Source organism: uncultured Salinibacterium sp. (assembly GCF_963974405.1).
Lineage (GTDB): Bacteria > Actinomycetota > Actinomycetes > Actinomycetales > Microbacteriaceae > Rhodoglobus.
In genome coordinates, this window is sequence record NZ_CAXBBH010000003.1 from 112,308 (window position 1) to 128,879 (window position 16,572).

At 61.0% G+C, this 16,572-nt stretch carries 17 protein-coding genes; 2 read left to right on the top strand and 15 right to left on the bottom strand.

The window, feature by feature from the left end; all coding sequences use genetic code 11:
• Position 1 precedes the first annotated feature (1 nt).
• The 11 genes from AACZ26_RS11800 to AACZ26_RS11850 are packed head-to-tail and all read right to left on the bottom strand — an operon-like array spanning position 2 to position 9,876.
• Positions 2 to 643: a CoA transferase subunit B gene (locus AACZ26_RS11800; protein ID WP_339621809.1), complete on the bottom strand. Its 642-nt coding sequence runs from the start codon at positions 641 to 643 to the stop codon at positions 2 to 4.
• Entirely contained in the window at positions 643 to 1,419 is a 777-nt protein-coding gene (locus AACZ26_RS11805) for a CoA transferase subunit A (RefSeq protein ID WP_339621810.1), read from the bottom strand. Before AACZ26_RS11805 ends, AACZ26_RS11800 begins: the two co-directional genes overlap by 1 nt.
• Positions 1,416 to 2,324: an alpha/beta hydrolase gene (locus tag AACZ26_RS11810; protein WP_339621812.1), complete on the bottom strand. Its 909-nt coding sequence runs from the start codon at positions 2,322 to 2,324 to the stop codon at positions 1,416 to 1,418. Before AACZ26_RS11810 ends, AACZ26_RS11805 begins: the two co-directional genes overlap by 4 nt.
• Positions 2,321 to 3,067, bottom strand: coding sequence for a 3-hydroxybutyrate dehydrogenase (locus AACZ26_RS11815; protein ID WP_339621814.1), 747 nt, complete (start codon positions 3,065 to 3,067; stop codon positions 2,321 to 2,323). Before AACZ26_RS11815 ends, AACZ26_RS11810 begins: the two co-directional genes overlap by 4 nt.
• Entirely contained in the window at positions 3,064 to 3,720 is a 657-nt protein-coding gene (locus AACZ26_RS11820; protein ID WP_339621816.1) for a TetR/AcrR family transcriptional regulator, read from the bottom strand. Before AACZ26_RS11820 ends, AACZ26_RS11815 begins: the two co-directional genes overlap by 4 nt.
• Entirely contained in the window at positions 3,717 to 5,279 is a 1,563-nt protein-coding gene (locus AACZ26_RS11825; RefSeq protein WP_339621818.1) for an AMP-binding protein, read from the bottom strand. The genes AACZ26_RS11820 and AACZ26_RS11825 overlap by 4 nt, the downstream gene beginning before the upstream one ends.
• Positions 5,276 to 6,355, bottom strand: a complete 1,080-nt coding sequence (locus AACZ26_RS11830; protein ID WP_339621820.1) for a branched-chain amino acid ABC transporter permease — start codon at positions 6,353 to 6,355, stop codon at positions 5,276 to 5,278. The genes AACZ26_RS11825 and AACZ26_RS11830 overlap by 4 nt, the downstream gene beginning before the upstream one ends.
• The gene (locus AACZ26_RS11835; protein ID WP_339621823.1) at positions 6,352 to 7,227 is read right to left on the bottom strand and encodes a branched-chain amino acid ABC transporter permease; all 876 of its coding nucleotides are present in this window, start codon (positions 7,225 to 7,227) and stop codon (positions 6,352 to 6,354) included. The genes AACZ26_RS11830 and AACZ26_RS11835 overlap by 4 nt, the downstream gene beginning before the upstream one ends.
• Positions 7,224 to 7,919, bottom strand: a complete 696-nt coding sequence (locus AACZ26_RS11840) for an ABC transporter ATP-binding protein (protein WP_339621824.1) — start codon at positions 7,917 to 7,919, stop codon at positions 7,224 to 7,226. The genes AACZ26_RS11835 and AACZ26_RS11840 overlap by 4 nt, the downstream gene beginning before the upstream one ends.
• Positions 7,916 to 8,671 (bottom strand): ABC transporter ATP-binding protein, encoded by a 756-nt coding sequence (locus tag AACZ26_RS11845; RefSeq protein ID WP_339621826.1) that lies wholly within the window; start codon positions 8,669 to 8,671, stop codon positions 7,916 to 7,918. The genes AACZ26_RS11840 and AACZ26_RS11845 overlap by 4 nt, the downstream gene beginning before the upstream one ends.
• Positions 8,672 to 8,685: 14 nt before the next feature.
• Complete coding sequence (locus tag AACZ26_RS11850; RefSeq protein WP_339621827.1) at positions 8,686 to 9,876, bottom strand: substrate-binding domain-containing protein; 1,191 nt, start codon at positions 9,874 to 9,876, stop codon at positions 8,686 to 8,688.
• A 127-nt stretch (positions 9,877 to 10,003) separates the two neighbouring features.
• Here AACZ26_RS11850 and AACZ26_RS11855 point away from each other — a divergent pair, with 127 nt between their 5' ends.
• Complete coding sequence (locus AACZ26_RS11855; RefSeq protein ID WP_339621828.1) at positions 10,004 to 11,200, top strand: acetyl-CoA C-acetyltransferase; 1,197 nt, start codon at positions 10,004 to 10,006, stop codon at positions 11,198 to 11,200.
• Between the two features lie 57 nt (positions 11,201 to 11,257).
• Here AACZ26_RS11855 and AACZ26_RS11860 read toward each other — a convergent pair whose 3' ends face one another.
• The 4 genes from AACZ26_RS11860 to AACZ26_RS11875 form a co-directional block, all read right to left on the bottom strand.
• Complete coding sequence (locus tag AACZ26_RS11860) at positions 11,258 to 12,586, bottom strand: site-2 protease family protein (protein WP_339621830.1); 1,329 nt, start codon at positions 12,584 to 12,586, stop codon at positions 11,258 to 11,260.
• 103 nt (positions 12,587 to 12,689) lie between these two features.
• The gene (locus AACZ26_RS11865) at positions 12,690 to 13,772 is read right to left on the bottom strand and encodes a 1-deoxy-D-xylulose-5-phosphate reductoisomerase (protein ID WP_339621832.1); all 1,083 of its coding nucleotides are present in this window, start codon (positions 13,770 to 13,772) and stop codon (positions 12,690 to 12,692) included.
• A 50-nt stretch (positions 13,773 to 13,822) separates the two neighbouring features.
• Positions 13,823 to 14,806, bottom strand: a complete 984-nt coding sequence (locus tag AACZ26_RS11870; protein ID WP_339621834.1) for an FKBP-type peptidyl-prolyl cis-trans isomerase — start codon at positions 14,804 to 14,806, stop codon at positions 13,823 to 13,825.
• 81 nt (positions 14,807 to 14,887) lie between these two features.
• On the bottom strand, positions 14,888 to 15,367 hold the full coding sequence (locus AACZ26_RS11875) for an OsmC family protein (protein ID WP_339621835.1): 480 nt from the start codon (positions 15,365 to 15,367) through the stop codon (positions 14,888 to 14,890).
• Positions 15,368 to 15,538: 171 nt separating this feature from the next.
• Here AACZ26_RS11875 and AACZ26_RS11880 point away from each other — a divergent pair, with 171 nt between their 5' ends.
• On the top strand, positions 15,539 to 16,537 hold the full coding sequence (locus AACZ26_RS11880; protein ID WP_339621837.1) for an asparaginase: 999 nt from the start codon (positions 15,539 to 15,541) through the stop codon (positions 16,535 to 16,537).
• The last annotated feature ends 35 nt before the right edge of the window (positions 16,538 to 16,572 follow it).

Here is a 16,572-nt window from a genome sequence, read left to right on the forward strand (position 1 = left end):
CTTAAGAGTTGAGCTCGACAATGAGCTCGGGTTCGGTTGCGGCACGGACGGTTGCTTCATCGACGCCAGGGGCGAGTTCGCGAAGCACAAGACCGCGATCGGTCACATCGATCACGGCAAGATCGGTGATGATGCGGTGAACAACGCCACGTCCGGTGAGCGGCAGCGAGCATTCGTTGACGATCTTGGGGCTGCCGTCTTTCGCGACATGCTCCATCAGAACGATGACGCGGGCTGCGCCGTGCACGAGATCCATGGCACCGCCGGGGCCCTTGACCATCTTGCCGGGGATCATCCAGTTGGCGAGATCGCCGGCAACCGAGACCTGCATGGCGCCGAGGATGGCAGCATCGATTTTGCCGCCCCGGATCATGCCAAAGCTCATGGCCGAGTCGAAGAAGGCAGTACCCGGGAGGGTCGTCACCGTCTCCTTTCCCGCGTTGATGAGATCAGGATCGACGTTCTCTTCTGTGGGGTAGGGGCCAACGCCGAGGATTCCGTTCTCTGACTGCAGCACAACGGTGCGGCCCTCAGGAACGTAGTTAGGCACGAGAGTCGGCAGGCCGATACCGAGGTTCACATACGAACCATCAGCGAGCTCTAAAGCAGCACGCGCCGCCATTTCTTCGCGAGTCAAAGCCATTATGCGACCACCTTCTGCACCGTGCGACGCTCGATTCTTTTTTCGACATCGGAACCGACCTCGATCACCCGGGAGACATACACGCCGGGCAAGTGAACGGCATCCGGTTCAATCTCGCCCGGCTCCACGAGCTCTTCAACCTGGGCGATGCACACGCGCCCCGCCATGGCCGCGAGAGGCGAGAAGTTGCGGGCCGACTTGGCAAACACGAGGTTGCCGTGGCGGTCACCCTTGAGAGCGTGAACGAGAGAGAAGTCAGTGGAGATCGATTCTTCGAGCACGAAATCCTTGGCTGTCCCATTCACCTCAAAAGAACGCACTTCCTTCTGCGGAGACGCAATGGCAATACCGCCCGCCCCGTCGTAGCGGCGCGGAAGCCCGCCCTCAGCGACCTGCGTACCCACCCCGGTCTGGGTAAAGAACGCCGCGACGCCCGAACCACCCGCGCGAAGCTTTTCGGCGAGAGTTCCCTGCGGAGTCAGCTCGACCTCGAGCTCTCCCGTCAAGAACTGGCGCTCGAACTCTTTGTTCTCGCCCACGTATGACGAAGTCATTTTGCGGATGCGACGGGCGGCAAGCAGCACGCCAAGCCCCCAGTCATCCACACCACAGTTGTTGCTCACAATGCTGAGCTCGTCGGAGCCCAATTCGAGCAGCGCTTGAATAAGCACCATCGGATTGCCACAGAGACCGAAACCTCCGACAGCCAACGATGCCCCGCTCGGAATATCAGCGACCGCTTCTGCCGCTGACCCCACTGTCTTATCGATACTCACGCTCGGACCTCCCGCGGTTGATTCATCACCAGTTCTGCCATGACGCCCGCGACATAATCTGCGCCACGCTGCGTCAAAGTAATCGTGTAGTGATTGACGTCTGGCGCCTCGTGGAACTTCACGTGAGGAAGCTCTGACCGCCATTGGTCACACTGTTCCGGAGAATACAACGCCGGTAGCTGATTGAGAAGACCCCTCGGCGCCCGGATGAAGTGCACCGGCATGCTCAAGCCGTCGAGCGCCGCGCGATAGTGAGCGTCACCACTGAGCTGGAGTGCATCGAAACTGACGGCATCAATAGTGCTTGCCGGATGCAGATTCGGTTCAGACCCCACGAGGTCATAGTCGACATAATCGCGCACCGTCTGGCTGAAATCATCGGCGAATGCCGGATGCACCCGCCAGAACTCGCGATAGCTCGAGCGGTCAGGGAACGTCATAGAGAGCCGTTCGGCTGCAGGACCCAAAATCACTTGAGGGAGATCATCCATAGAAGTACCCTCCGGAGCCGGGATCGGCAAGCCGCCATCGATCAAGAGCAAGCCGCAGACACGCTCCGGGTGCTGCGCCGCCAGAGTTGCCGCGACGAAACCCCCCATTGAATGCCCAACGACGAGCGCGGAATCAGTGCCGGTAGCATCCAACAGAGCATTCATGTCTGCTGCGTGCTGCGGCATCCCGAATGGCGCCGGGAGGTTGCGACTGGCCCCGCGCCCGCGAAGATCAGGGGCGATGACACGACAATCGGGGAACGCTGCGGCGATCAGCGGCCACGACATATGCGATGCAGTAATGCCGTGGATGAGCAGAATCGTGGCGCGGGGTTGCGACTCGGGTTCCCACACTGCTGCCGTGAGCTCGCCGCCGATGACCGGGCACGTGATCATTTTGGGTAGTGGTGTCATCGTGCGCTCCAGCCGCCATCCATCGTGTACGACGCGCCGGTCACCATGCCCGCCGTGTCTCCTGCTAGCCACAGCACAAGGTCGGCCACTTCATCAGGCTCCACGAGTCGCTTAATGGCACTTTCGGTCAGCATGACCTTCTCGATTACTTCGGATTCGGGGATGCCGTGCACCTTCGCTTGATCGACAATCTGTTTCTCGACGAGCGGCGTGCGCACGTAGCCGGGGTTGACGCAATTGCTCGTGACCCCGTGCGGGCCACCTTCCAGCGCGGTCACCTTCGAGAAGCCCTCGAGACCATGCTTTGCCGTGACATAGGCCGACTTGTACGGCGAAGCCCGCAGGCCATGCACGGAGCTCAGGTTGATAATGCGGCCGAAGTTGCGCTCATACATGTGAGGCAACGCCGCCCGCACGAGCAAGAACGGCGCCTCAACCATAAGGTCAAGGATGCGGCTAAACATCACGGGATCGAAGGTCTCGATCGGGGTGACGTGCTGGATACCGGCGTTGTTGACAATCACGTCAACGTCGAGAGACAGCGTGGCGAGCGCCGCCGTATCCGAGAGGTCGACCTGCCAGGCTTCGCCTCCCACGAGTTCGGCTTGTGCGCGCGCAGCGTCGCCATTGAGGTCGGCCACGATCACGTGGGCTCCAGCCTTCGCAAGGGCTACCGTGCATGCAGCGCCAATTCCACTTGCGCCACCCGTGACGAGGGCGCGGCGGCCCGTGAGGTCGGTCATTTCTCGACTCCTTCAGTGCGCGGCTCAGGCACAGCCAGAGCCCGGCGGATAAACGTAATCATCTGATCGAGCACGTGGTCGGGCACTCGAGAAGTGCCACTTGCGGTGGGATCTGCATCGTGGCCGGCATCAGCCGAGTCGCCCCAGAGAACCCAGCGCATGCCAATCATTTCGCCGATTCCCATGAGGGCCCACGCGGCAACAGTGGGGTCGATGTCCCCGATTTCACCGAGCAACTGGGCTTCTTTGAGCCCCTCGATATAACCATCGACAATGCGCGAATAGTGCAAACGCAGCGACTTGGGCGATACGAATTCGGCTTCGCGAACAACGCGGTAGAGAGCCGGATGCTCAGCCGTGAACTCAAAGAAAGCGCGAAAGCCGGCACGCTCTGACTCGATGCGATTGGACGCGGCCCCCGAGGCTTCGCTCATTGCTCGGCGTACGCGGCGGTTGAGGTCTTCGACGAGCTCCTCAAAAATTTCGAGTTTGCTCGCAAAGTACAGATAGAACGTGCCCTGGCCGACACCGGCTTCCTCGGTGATGCGCACAACCGAGGCATCCGTGTAGCCGTAGCGGGCGAACACTGTTTCGGCAGCCTCGATCAGTTTCGCTTTTGTACGGGTACCGCGAGCGGTGAGGGGTGTACTCATGAACTGATCCGTCCTGCTTGTGCGGACTCTGCTGTCCATTGTTCGAGAAGTACTCGGCGACGAACTTTATCGCTCGAGGATCGCGGGATGTGATCGATAAAGATCACGCGCCGAGGAACTTTGAATTTGGCGAGGCTTGACCTCGCGAAGTCGAGCACATCGGTTTCGTCGGTCGAAGCTCCGGAGCGCACAACTACCCAGGCAACCGCGACTTCTCCCCATGTGTCGTCGGGAACGCCGACGACAGCGACATCGGCGATGGCCGGATGCCCGAACAGGACGCCCTCGATCTCGGCGGGTGCGACGGACTCTCCCCCGGTAATGAAGATGTCTTTGATGCGGTCGAGGACGCGGTAGTACCCTTCGGAGTCGCGACTGACGAGATCGCCGGTAGCGAGCCATCCGTCGCGCAGGGCAAGAGCCGTGGCTTCAGGAGCCCGAAAGTAGCCGCTGAACACTCCAGGACCTTTCACGAGAAGCTCGCCGTGGCCTGCGCCCTCGATGCGCTCCCCTGTCACAGGGTCGGCAATGTCGACATCCACGTGGGGGTAGGGCTTGCCCGCTGACCCAATTCGCGTGCGGGCTTCTTCGTCGGGCAAACACAATACGTTCGGCGCTGCTTCCGTGAGGCCGTAGCCCTGAGTCAACGCGACTCCGCGACTGTGCCACACCCGCAAGAGCGGTTCAGGCATGGGCGCTCCTCCGACGATCGCATGCGCGAGGCTTGAGAGATCGCTCGAGGCGAATCGCGGATGCTGCGACAGGATCAAGTAGTTCGCGGGTACGCCCATCATTGTGGTGATGCGACGGTCAGCAATGAGCTGCAGTACTCGAGCCGGGTCGAAGGTGCGCTCAAGAACGACGGTGGCGCCCATCCACCACGCCAGCAGGGGCTGAATGTTCCAGCCGCCCACGTGATACTGCGGCATAACGGCAAGCACAGTGTCGGCGCTCGTGATTTCGGCGGTGCGCGAGAGCGACAGATTGGTCCAAAAGCAGTTCGCGTGGCTGAGGATGGCGCCCTTCGCCTGATCGAGGGTGCCCGAGGTGAAGATGATGAGCAGGGCATCGTCGTCGCGCACCGGCCGATGAATCGCTGGCGTCGTTTCGCTGCGCAACGGAACGACCATGTCACGCTCAATGCCGTGCGTGCCGAGGATGCCCCGAGCAATCGGGGCGATGAGCCGCTCGGTAGCGAGCGACGCGAGGGTGGAAAACTCATCCTCGACAAGAAGCAGCGCCGGATCCGCTTGTTCTAGCTGTTGGGCAATTTCGCGCGGTGACAGTCGCCACGACAGCGGCACGAGCACAAGTCCAGCTTTGGCACAGGCAAAGAACACGACGACGTGATCCGAACTGTTTCCCGTGATCGTCGCAATGCGGTCACCGACTCCGTAGCCGCCAGACAGGAAGGCATGCGCGAGCGCCGTGGCACGATCATCCAGCTGACGATACGTCAATACGACGCCGCGGTCATCGACGGCCACTCTGTCTGGCGTTGCGAGGGCACGGTCAGCGGTCCACCGCCCGAGCGTGTGTAGCCCTTCAGACCGGGTCATTCTGCCTCCTCGAGCCGCTGACGCTTCTGCGGCGCGAGACTGGTGCCTGTGGAGAGGCGCTGCACCGCACCGGCGATTCCTCCGGGAAGGAACAACACCACAAGAATAAACAGAGTGCCGAGGATAAATAGCGGTTCGGAGAGAGGAATACGCAAGACTGCCGGAAGTCCATCGATGGCATCCGAGCTCGCTAGCGCTGTGAGTCGTTGATCGAGCAGTGTATAGATGATGCCGCCGACGATCGCACCCCAGCGCGAGCCCACTCCTCCGAGCACTACGATCACGAGGATTGTGAGCGTGAAATCCGCCGAAGTGGCGCGCGGCGTTGTACCGCTCTGCAGCAGTAGGTGCACCATGCCGACAAGCGACGCGAGAACGGATGCAATCACAAAAGCCATGAGCTTCACTCCGAAGGGGCGCAGTCCCAACACCCTTACGCGCAATTCGTTTTCTCGTGTCGCTGTCACCGCATGGCCGGCTCGGGAGTTTTCGAACCACGCGACGATCACGAATACGACGACCAGGAGCGCGAGCGCAAGCCAATAGAGATTGCGTGTGTTGACCACTCCGATGAAGAAGTCGGGGACGTGTTCGGTATCGAGCCGCAGCCCTTCCTCGCCTCCCGTAATAGCGGGATTGCGTCGCACAAGTACGTTGCCCGCTTGAGCGAAAGCGAGCGTAACCATCGCGAACGAGATTCCTGTCACTCTCAGACTCAGCGAGCCGAGGAGGTACGCGGCAGTGATGACAATCGCGAGGGTGAGCCCGAGTGCTGGGAGCAGTGTCAGTTCAGTCTCGTGCAGCACAATGCCGAGGCCATAGGCCCCCAGCGCAAAATACAGCGCGTGACCGAAGGAGAGCATCCCGGCGGTGCCGAACAAGAGGTGATAGCTCAGTGCGAGCGAGGCGAAGAGCAGCGCAAGGGCGAGCAGTTGCAACGTGCCCGGCGTGTAGGTTGCCCCGGGTAGTACGCCCGGGATCGAGATGTTCAGCAATGGCAAGAGAGCTGCGACGACGACAAGAACGCCGCCGACGATCCACCAGGTGCGCTGGCTCAACTTCGAGAGCGACTTCATGCTTTCTTCCCCAAGATTCCGGTCGGGCGAACCAACAGCACGACGGCGAGCAACAGGACGACCATCAAGTCGCCGGTGCCGCCCCAAAAGTAGTTAGCAAATTGCTGAAGCACCGCGACAACGACCGAAGCGATAGCGGCACCCGCGAGCGAACCCAGCCCGCCGATGACGGTGACGATGAACGCGAATATCAGCAGGGATCCGCCGAGCTGGGGCGATACGTAGCCGAAGTAATGCGAGGCGAGCACTCCGCCAAGACCGGCAGCAGCACCACCGATAGCGAACACAACCGTAAAGGCCTTGCGCACGTCGATACCGAGCGCAGTCACCATCGACCGGTTTTCAACGCCGGCCCGGATGATCAGCCCGAAGCGGGTGTAACGAAGGAAAGCGATGATCCCGAGCAACACCAACACCGCGGCGCCGATCATCAGGAAGCGATCGTTCGGAACACGGGCGCCCAAGATTTCGGTCGTCTGCGAGAACCATTCGGGAGCGGTGACGTAGATCGCGTCCGTGCCCCAAATACCTTCGAAGAGCGCAACCGAGGCAAGAGCCAGACCGACCGTCACGAGCACTTGCTCGATATGTCGGTTGTAGAGCCGCCGAATGAGGAGGAACTCGGTAGCAGCAGCCACGAAAGCACCGACCGCCATTCCAAGCACCAGCGAGGCGATGAGCGTGCCCCAGCTGCTGCCGTCCATCCGCCGTGCCAGCTCCCAGCCCGCGAAAGCGCCGAGCGTGAGAAACGATCCATGCGCGAAGTTGAGCACGCCCATGAGTCCATAGATCAGCGAGAGGCCGGAAGCGACCAAGAAGTAGAGCGCACCGAGCCCGAGGCCCGTGATGAGCAGAAGAATTATGGTGCTCATGCGACCCCCAACAGTTCTTTCGTGAGCGCTTCATTGCTCAAGAGTTCTTCGGCACTGCCGTCGTAGACCACGCGACCGCCTTCGAGCACAATGGCCTTCTCGGCGAGCATCCGCACGACCTGCAGGTTTTGTTCCACGAGCAGGACCGGCACCGTCTGGGCCGCACGCTCGAGAGCTTTAGCGACATCCATCACGATGAGTGGAGCAAGGCCCTTCGTAGGCTCATCAACTAGGAGCAGGCGATTGTCGTTGACGAGAGCGCGAGCGAGCGACACCATTTGCTGCTGACCGCCCGAAAGCGTGCCCGCAAGCTGGCCGGCCCGATCCGTGAGATCAGGAAAAAGCTCGTGAATCAGGTGGCGGTTCGGCGAAGAATCGCGCTCGGCCAACCGCAAGTTTTCGGCAACGGTAAGTGAGGAAAAGACTTCGCGGTCTTCCGGCACATAGCCAACGCCGCGCTGCACAATGCGATGAGTGGGTTCACGATCGACGCGTTCCCCCGCAATGCTGACCTCGCCCGACCGCTCAATGAGCCCCATGATGGCGCGCAATGTGCTCGTCTTGCCCACACCGTTGCGGCCGAGCAGGGCAGTTACGCCCACCGGGAGCATCTCGAAGCTCACGTCTTCAACAACCTGCTGGCCTGCGATACTCGCGCTCAAGCCGGCAACCGACAGAATCGACTCGGTCATAGTGGAGCCCCCAAATAAGCCTTCTGCACCGCTTCATCTGCCATCACGGCATCGGGGGTGTCACACGCGAGAAGCTGACCATGGTGCATGACCGCAACGCGGTCGACCAAGCCAAGGACAACATCCATGTGGTGTTCGACCATGAGCACGGTACGACCCGACTGATGCACCTGCCGGATCACTTCGGTGAGCCCGGCCACGTCGCCCGAGGCGACACCGGCCATCGGCTCGTCGAGCAGGATCACGCTCGGGTCGGTCGCCAAGAGCATGGCGATCTCGAGCTTGCGCTTGTCGCCGTGAGAAAGAACCCCGGCTTCGGTCTCGCTGTGGTGGCTAAGCCCCACTTCGTCGAGGCGAGCTCGAGCGATAGTTGTTGCTTTGTCGTGCGCCCGCGGAAAACGGATGACCGAGGTCGCACCGCCCAGTTTGACCTGAGCTGCCAGGCGAACATTCTCAAGTGCACTGAGCGCCGGAAAGAGACTGGATGTTTGAAAAGTTCTGCCGAGCCCAGCCCGGGCCCGCGCATCAATGGACTGATTCGTGACGTCACGCCCTTCGAGTGTGACAACTCCACCGGTGGGAGTCATCACCCCAGAAATGAGATTGAAGAGCGTGGTTTTGCCTGCCCCATTAGGGCCAATCACGCCGAGCATCTCACCCTGAGAGATCGAGAGCGACACGTCATCGATGATGACGGCGCCCCCGATCGTGAGGGCAAGGTGCTCGACCGTGAGCACGGGCTGGTTCGACATAGTTCGTTAGCTACTTACTCTGCGACGGGCGGGGTTACGGCGTCAGCGTCAACGGCATTGACCAGTTCAGGAATCCACGAGTCACCATCGGCAACAAGGGAGACCTGGAACATCGGCTGGATCATGGCGTGGTCCTCGGCGCGTACCGTGATCGAGCCCTTGACGGAATCGAAAGTCCATCCCTCAAGAGCCGAGATCATGGCATCCACATCGTCGCCACCTTCACGAACAGCCTGTACAACCATTTGTGCTGCGACGAAACCGTCAGGCGAGAAGAGGTCGGCCTGCATGCCCTCTGCCTCGAGGTAGCTAATCATTGCTGCATTGGCGTCGTTATCTGTTGCCCCACCGAAGTAGTGGTTGAGGAAGCTGATCTTGTCGCTTGCCGCCCCGTACGCACCGTAGGTCGACACATCGCCGAGTCCCGTTGCGACAGGAACGCTATCGAACACGCCCTGCTGGCTGAGTGCCTCCCACATCGCCCCCGAGGTCGCGCCCGCCCAGGCTACAAAGACGAGGTCTGGCTGTGCGTCAACGATCTGCTGAGCGAAAGGAGTGAACTCTGTTGCGTCTTCAGGCACGAGCAGGCTCGTGACGTCAGCGCCCTGACCACCAAGAACGGCCGTTGCTGCCGCGACGTTTCCTTGACCGAATGCAGTGTCTTGAGCGAAGACCAATACCGACTTGCCCGACGGGTCACCGATGAAGGTACCTGCCGTCGCGACATCCTGGTAACTCTGGCGACCCGAGCGGAACGTGTAGCCGTTCACGCCCGTAATGCCATCGGCCGCTGCCGGCCCTGAAATGTAGAGAATCTTGTTTTGCTCGGCCTGTTCAGCGAGCGCGAGGGCGATTCCCGAAGAAACAGTGCCGACGATGATTTTTTGGCCCTGGCCAATCACGTCCTTGGCCGCGGTGACAGCCTTGTCTGCGTCGCCAGCATCATCCGTGATGGCGATATTGAGTTCACGACCATCGACGGTGCCTGTGCCGTCGGTGGCGTAATCGAGACCGGCATCAAAGCCGGCAAGGTAGGCCTCGCCGTAGGCCGCAAGAGGGCCCGTTTGCGAAGTGATGATCGAAACGTCGACGGGAGCGAGCTCATCGCCGCCACTTCCGCCGTCAGTGCTGGGGGCACAGCCCGCCAGTGTGAGTGCAACCGTCGCAATTAACGCCGGAGCGAGGTACTTTTTACTGACCCGCATGATGGGACCTTTCCTGCTGCCTTAGGAGGATTGTGATCTGAACCTGAGACCCGGTTCAGGTTTCATGTAGCCTATGGTTGCGCAACCACGCTGTCAACAACGGCGCCCAAACAAAGGAGTTTGCACAGTGGCCAACACCCCCGCACCCAACGATGTAGTGATCCTTTCCGCAACCCGCACCCCCCAAGGAAAACTGCGCGGACAACTTGCCTCGCTAAGCGCTATCGAACTCGGTGCCGTCGCCCTTCGCGCCGCCGTTGAGCGCTCCGGAGTCGACGTCGACTCGATCGACCACGTCATCTTTGGGCAAGTGATTCAAGCTGGCGCCGGTCAAAACCCGGCGAGGCAAACAGCGATCGCCGCTGGCCTCGCGTGGAAGACTCCCACTGTCACCGTCAACAAAGTCTGCCTCTCTGGACTCGCGGCAATCGTGGATGCTGCGCGCCTCATCCGGCTCGGCGAAGCCAACGTAGTCGCTGCCGGTGGTCAAGAATCCATGACCAACGCCCCTCACGTGCTCCCCGGATCGCGCATGGGCTGGGCGTACGGAACGGTCTCAGCGCTCGACTCCGCCGCCCACGACGCCCTCACCGATGCATTCGATGCTGAGTCGATGGGTGCGAGCACCGAGCGCCACAACGGTCGCCTCAACATCGGGCGAACCGAACAGGATGAAATTGCAGCCGCTTCCCACCAGCGCGCCGCCGCCGCCATCGAAGCCGGCGTTTTTGCCGACGAAATTGCGCCCGTGACAATCCCCCAGCGCAAGGGAGATGACCTCGTGCTCGACACGGATGAGGGCGTGCGCGCCACTACGACCGTCGAGACTCTTGCCGGACTGCGCCCCGCTTTTGACCCTGAGGGCACCATCACTGCAGGCAACTCGTCGCCCCTGAGCGACGGAGCCTCGGCAGTGATTCTGGCGAGCCGCGCCTGGGCCGAAGAACACGGACTCACGTGGCTTGCCGTGCTTGACCGCTCCGGTCACGTTGCCGGCCCCGATAACTCGCTTCACTCGCAGCCAGCGCGCGCGATCGCTGCAGCCCTCGACAACGCCGGCTGGAACGCTAGCGACCTCGACTTTGCCGAGATCAATGAAGCCTTCGCTGCCGTCAGCCTGCGCTCAACCTCCGAGCTCGGGCTGAGCCATGACATCGTGAACATTCACGGGGGCGCTATCGCACTCGGCCACCCGGTCGGAGCATCCGGTGCTCGACTCGTTGTTCATGCAGCGCACGAACTGGCTCGCCGCGGTTCAGGCCGTGCAGCGGTTGCGCTCTGCGGCGGCGGCGGGCAAGGCGATGCCCTACTGCTGACGCGCTAGCGAAGCGCAGCGGTGGGTCGAGCCCGGGAACGCAATTCGGCCGACCGTTGCAACGCGTTAGAAGATCGAAATCGGCTTCACAATGTCCGCGTAGATCAACATTGCGCTCATCGCCCCCAACAGCACCACGACGACGAGCGTGAGCGGAATGAACCGTGCCGCGTCAAACGGGCCGGGGTCGGGCTTGCCGAATAATTTCGCGAAGAAACGGCGCACGCCCTCAAAGAGTGCACCCGCCACGTGACCGCCGTCGAGCGGCATCAGCGGAACGAGGTTGAATACGAAGAGTGCGATGTTGAGCGAACCAATAAGGCCAACTAGCGACGCAATTTTGTCTGCCACAGGCGCTGTATCGAGGCTCGTGATTTCGCCAGCGATACGCCCGACTCCAACGACGCTAATGGGGCCGTTCGGGTCGCGTTCATCAGGACCGAACGCTGCATTGGCAACATCGATCATGCGCTGTGGAAGATTGAGGATCACGTGCGCGACCGACGCGATGTTGTCTCCGACAGCGGGCAGAACTGCCGTGATCGGTTGACGCACCGTCTCCAGCGCCGAGCCGATTCCTAAGAAGCCGTATTCTTCCGTCTGCGCGACGCCGTTGGCATCTTCAACGATCCGACCTCGATCGTCATAAACATAACGCTCGGTGAGCAGCGGCTCGGCTACGAGAGAAACTTCGTTACCATCGCGCTCGACAACGATCCTGAGTTCATCTCCCGCTGCGGCACGGATGAGCTCGGTGGCCTCAGCCCATGAGGAAACCGCTTGGCCGTCCATGGACACCAGTCGATCGCCCGGCATGATTCCAGCAGCATAGCCCGGCGCCTCAGGGTCGGCGCTCTCGCACGTTTGTCGTTCAGAAGTCGCAGGAAGCACGCACTCAGAAACACTTCCCACCGTCGTGGAGGCTTGAGAAACACCGAACCCCATCAAGAGGATCGCGAACATCACGATCGCAATCAGAAGGTTCATGAACGGGCCGCCAAGCATGATGACGACACGCTTCAGAACCGGGAGCTTATAAAAGGCCCGGGACTCGTCAACGTCGACCAAGGTATCGGCGCTGGCGGTACGAGCGTCTTGAACTAGCGCTTGGAAAACACCCGTTGTCGCGGAGCGACTTCCGCTGCTGGACTTTCCAGGAGGGAACATTCCCGCCATAGAGATATAGCCTCCGAGCGGAATCGCCTTGACGCCATATTCCGTCTCGCCGCGCTTGCGGGAGAACACCGTCGGACCGAAACCAATCATGTATTGGCTAACACGCACGCCGAAGAGTTTGGCAGGCCACAAGTGCCCTATTTCATGCAGGCCAATAGACACAGCCAGGCCGACAAGAACGACGAGGATGCCAAGAATGTACAAGAGCACGTTTTCCACCCGCTAAGAATAGCCACGCGCACCGACGGCCACCTGTATCGCTGCTGTGGAAGCGCCAGAACAACCCCACACTGGGGGCGAACCCCGCGTAGAGCCCTTCGGACTATGCCCGGATAGCGACTACAGAGTCAGCGGCGCGGCGCGCCCACGATTCTGCAGCGGCAAGAGCATCCAGAGTCAATTCCGTTGCTTCGTGGCTCTGCACGACCTGCTCAACGACATCGAGAATGTCGAGATAACCAATAGCTCCGGCGTGGAACGCAAGCACAGCTTGCTCGTTGGCCGCATTGAAGACCGCCGGATAGGTAAGGCCCGCCGCGCCAACGGCTTTCGCCATCTCCACGGCGGGAAAAACTTCGCTGTCGAGAGGCTCGAAACTCCACGTGGTCGCCGTCGTCCAATCAAGCGGCGCGCCGACACCATCGACCCTGTTCGGCCAGTCGAGACCAAGGGAGATCGGCAACTTCATGTCTGGCGGGCTTGCTTGGGCAAGAGTGGAGCCGTCAACGAACTCGACCATCGAATGAATAATGGACTGCGGGTGAACCGTCACGTCGATCTGATCGTAGGGCACGTCGAACAACAAGTGTGCCTCGATCACTTCGAGACCCTTATTGACGAGGGTTGACGAGTTCGTGGTGACGACCAGTCCCATATCCCACGTGGGATGAGCAAGCGCCTCTTGCGGGGTAACATCGCGCAACGAATCGCGCGTGCGACCCCGGAATGGTCCCCCGGATGCCGTGAGCACTAAGCGGCGCACTTCAGAGTGTTGGCCCGAACGCAGTGCTTGGGCGATCGCCGAGTGCTCAGAGTCAACAGAAACAATTTGCCCTGGCTTCGCTCGCGATGTCACAAGCTCACCGCCGACAATGAGACTTTCTTTATTGGCGAGGGCTAGCGTGGCTCCGGATTCGAGCGCTGCGAGCGTTGGCCCGAGACCGACGGAGCCGGTGATCCCGTTAACAACGACATCGGCGCGAACATCCCGGACTAATTGAGCTGCTTGTTCAGCGCCGAACGCGATGTGCTTCACGCCGAATCGTGCGGCCTGTTTCTCAGCGAGAGCACGGTTCGATCCTGCGGCCAGACCGACCACCTCGAAGCGGTCACGGTGTGCCTCGATAACTTCGAGTGTTTGCGTGCCGATCGAGCCCGTCGATCCGAGCAAAATTATCTTGCGCATCCCGCTACTTTAGTTGGCTCGCACAAATGTGCGTCAACGACGAGCGCGAATTAGCCGATACCGAGAATGTCGACGACGAACACGATCGTGTCCGTGCCGCCAATGCCCGCGCCGGAGTTGCCTGCTTCGCCATAACCTTCGCTTGGCGGGAGCACAGCAATGATCTGCGAGCCAACCTTCTGGCCTTCGAGAGCGGTCTTGAAACCGGGGACAACCTGACCGGTGTTGAAGGTCGATGGAGCGCCACGCGCCCAGCTCTCGTCAAAGATCTCGCCTGTGGTCCAGTTCATGCCGACGTAGTGAACAACGACATCAGAGTTCTCTTCGATCGTGTCACCGTCGCCCTGCTTAAGCACAGCCACCTCGAGTTCGGTGGGCGGATCCGTGTCGGGGATGGTGATCGTGGGGCGACCGTCATCATCGAGTTTAACCGTGGGGAATCCGTCTTCAGCAGGCTGGTCTTCACCGTCTGCGCGAGGAAGAGCCGGCGCGGCAGGAGGATCAACCGAGATGACGTCAACGACGAATACGATGTCGTCATCTGCACCGACACCGAGCTGCTCACGAGCGGCATCATCAGCGAAAGACTCCTCGGGAGGGATAACCCCGACCACTCGCGAACCCGCAGTAGAGCACTCGATGGTCTTGACGATACCGACCAAGAACTGCTCAGCATCGACGGGGAAAGCGGTCAATCCGGCTTCGTCGTAGGTCGTGGAGGAGAGCTCATCACCCGTGGCGCCGCTGTAGAGACTGAACTGCACATTGGCGGTCGCCGCTTCGACAGCAACAGTGTCGCCATCACCCTCAATTGCAACGGAACGCTGCGTTTCTGCGACATCCGTGGGGAAGTCAATTGTGACCTCAGGTTTCGTGCCGAAATCGCCACTCACCGTGACACCCTCAGAGGCAGAACCTGATGCCGTGGGCGTGCAATCAACGGAGTTCTCCGCGGTCGTCGAATCAGCAGGCGCACATGCGGCAAGTGACGCCACAACGCCGATGGTCAACAGAAACGGAATCGCTTTACGCACAAGAACCCTTCGAAGCAAGAACACGGAGCACTCATCCTCCCGCACTTTGGCTGTGTGTAGCGTGTGGAATCGCCGACGGCTTTACGGTGCGGCCGGCGCCACGACGATTCGGGGCTGGTGCAGTACGGGAAAATTCACGGATGCCGCGATGAAGCACTTGCTGCTCGCTTCAGCGTGAGCATCCATGGCGTCCTCGACGCTACCCGCCGAGATCGTGACAACTGGCCGCAGGGTGACCGAAGTGAAATGCCCACCGCCGTTATCGGTTTGCTTCATCGTTCCCGAAACCTCATCGTGATAGGCAGTCACGACGATCCCGCGGCTAACTGCCACGTGGAGGTAGCTGAGCATGTGGCACTGGCTGAGCGCCGAGATCAGCAGCTCTTCGGGGTTCCACCGATCCGCAGAGCCGTGAAAAACGCGGGCGCTTGACCCCTCGATGGGATGCTTGCCTACTGCGGTCACCTCGTTGTGGCGAGAATAGCCACGGTAATTTGTGGTTCCCTCGCCCAGGTTTCCGGACCATTCCAGGCGCACCTCAAAGTTGTGGTCGATGTTCATCAGAAACTCCCTCGCGGCTTGCAGAGCCAGCATCGGCGACCGCGGCGAGGCGGTCAACTACACCATGTTGTGGATTCACCGTAGCGCTGGATTCTGAGAACCGCCGTCGCAGTGCCCGCCCGTTTCCGCATCCGACGGCCCGCTGTGCCTCGACAGCTATAACGTAGGAGGGTGAATTCAGTATCGACGACTCCCACGCATGCGCTCACTGTCCCTGACACCACTCAACTCGCAATCCTCGAACGCTCGGGAATGATCGAGTCCCGCCACCTCGGTGCTGCAGTCGTGCTCTCCCCCGACGGCAGTGAACTGCGCAGGCTCGGAAATCCCGACGCTCTGATTTACCCACGATCTACGCTCAAGCCAATGCAAGCGATCGCCGTGCTTCGCGCTGGCGTCACGCTCACCGACGAACAACTGGTGCTCGCAAGCGCCAGCCACACCGGCAGCCAGCGGCACCAAGACGTCGTCGCATCAACTCTCTCCGCCTATGGCCTTACCGAAGATAACCTTCGCTGTCCGCCGGACTGGCCGGCCGACTCAGTCACGCGCCGCGCTTCTGATGCTCCACGCCGTCTCGCGATGAACTGTTCCGGGAAACACGCCAGTTTCCTCGCTGCCTGTGTCGTCAATAACTGGCCGCTCGAGAGCTATCTCGAGCACGAGCATCCGCTACAGGGACGTATCCGCGAGACCGTTACCGAGTTTACTGGCGTGCCTCTCGCCCACGAAGGCACTGACGGATGCGGGGCTCCTGTTTTTGCGATGAGCCTTGTGTCGCTCGCCACTGCTATTCAGCGCGTTGTGCTCGCCGACGCCACCACCGAGTCGAATGCGGTCGCGCTCGTTAACGCTATCCGCGGTAACGCCTGGGGGCTTGATATGCCCCAAGTAGCCGAAGCGATGGACTCACTCGGTGTCATCGCTAAGCGCGGCGCCGAGGGCGTGCTCATCGCCGCTGCCCCGAATGGCACGACCGTCACGCTCAAGATTCTCGATGGCTCGATCCGACCGCTACTGCCTGTTGGGCTTTCATTGCTCGCCGAAGCAGGTGCGCTCGACGCGGATGCCGTTGCCGCGGTGCTCGCCGCGACTACCGAGCAAGTGCTCGGCCGCGGAATTCCCGTTGGTGAGCTCCGCTTCGAACTCGCCTCAAGCCGGGCTTTCTAAACTCACCCGAGTGGCCGCCCCCACGGGGCACGGCC

Coding starts and splice junctions, on each gene's coding strand:
- AACZ26_RS11800 (WP_339621809.1), bottom strand. CDS start 643: ATGGCTTTGACTCGCGAAGAAATGGCGGCGCGTGCTGCTTTAGAGCTC.
- AACZ26_RS11810 (WP_339621812.1), bottom strand. CDS start 2,324: ATGACACCACTACCCAAAATGATCACGTGCCCGGTCATCGGCGGCGAG.
- AACZ26_RS11815 (WP_339621814.1), bottom strand. CDS start 3,067: ATGACCGACCTCACGGGCCGCCGCGCCCTCGTCACGGGTGGCGCAAGT.
- AACZ26_RS11820 (WP_339621816.1), bottom strand. CDS start 3,720: ATGAGTACACCCCTCACCGCTCGCGGTACCCGTACAAAAGCGAAACTG.
- AACZ26_RS11825 (WP_339621818.1), bottom strand. CDS start 5,279: ATGACCCGGTCTGAAGGGCTACACACGCTCGGGCGGTGGACCGCTGAC.
- AACZ26_RS11830 (WP_339621820.1), bottom strand. CDS start 6,355: ATGAAGTCGCTCTCGAAGTTGAGCCAGCGCACCTGGTGGATCGTCGGC.
- AACZ26_RS11835 (WP_339621823.1), bottom strand. CDS start 7,227: ATGAGCACCATAATTCTTCTGCTCATCACGGGCCTCGGGCTCGGTGCG.
- AACZ26_RS11840 (WP_339621824.1), bottom strand. CDS start 7,919: ATGACCGAGTCGATTCTGTCGGTTGCCGGCTTGAGCGCGAGTATCGCA.
- AACZ26_RS11845 (WP_339621826.1), bottom strand. CDS start 8,671: ATGTCGAACCAGCCCGTGCTCACGGTCGAGCACCTTGCCCTCACGATC.
- AACZ26_RS11850 (WP_339621827.1), bottom strand. CDS start 9,876: ATGCGGGTCAGTAAAAAGTACCTCGCTCCGGCGTTAATTGCGACGGTT.
- AACZ26_RS11865 (WP_339621832.1), bottom strand. CDS start 13,772: ATGCGCAAGATAATTTTGCTCGGATCGACGGGCTCGATCGGCACGCAA.
- AACZ26_RS11875 (WP_339621835.1), bottom strand. CDS start 15,367: ATGAACATCGACCACAACTTTGAGGTGCGCCTGGAATGGTCCGGAAAC.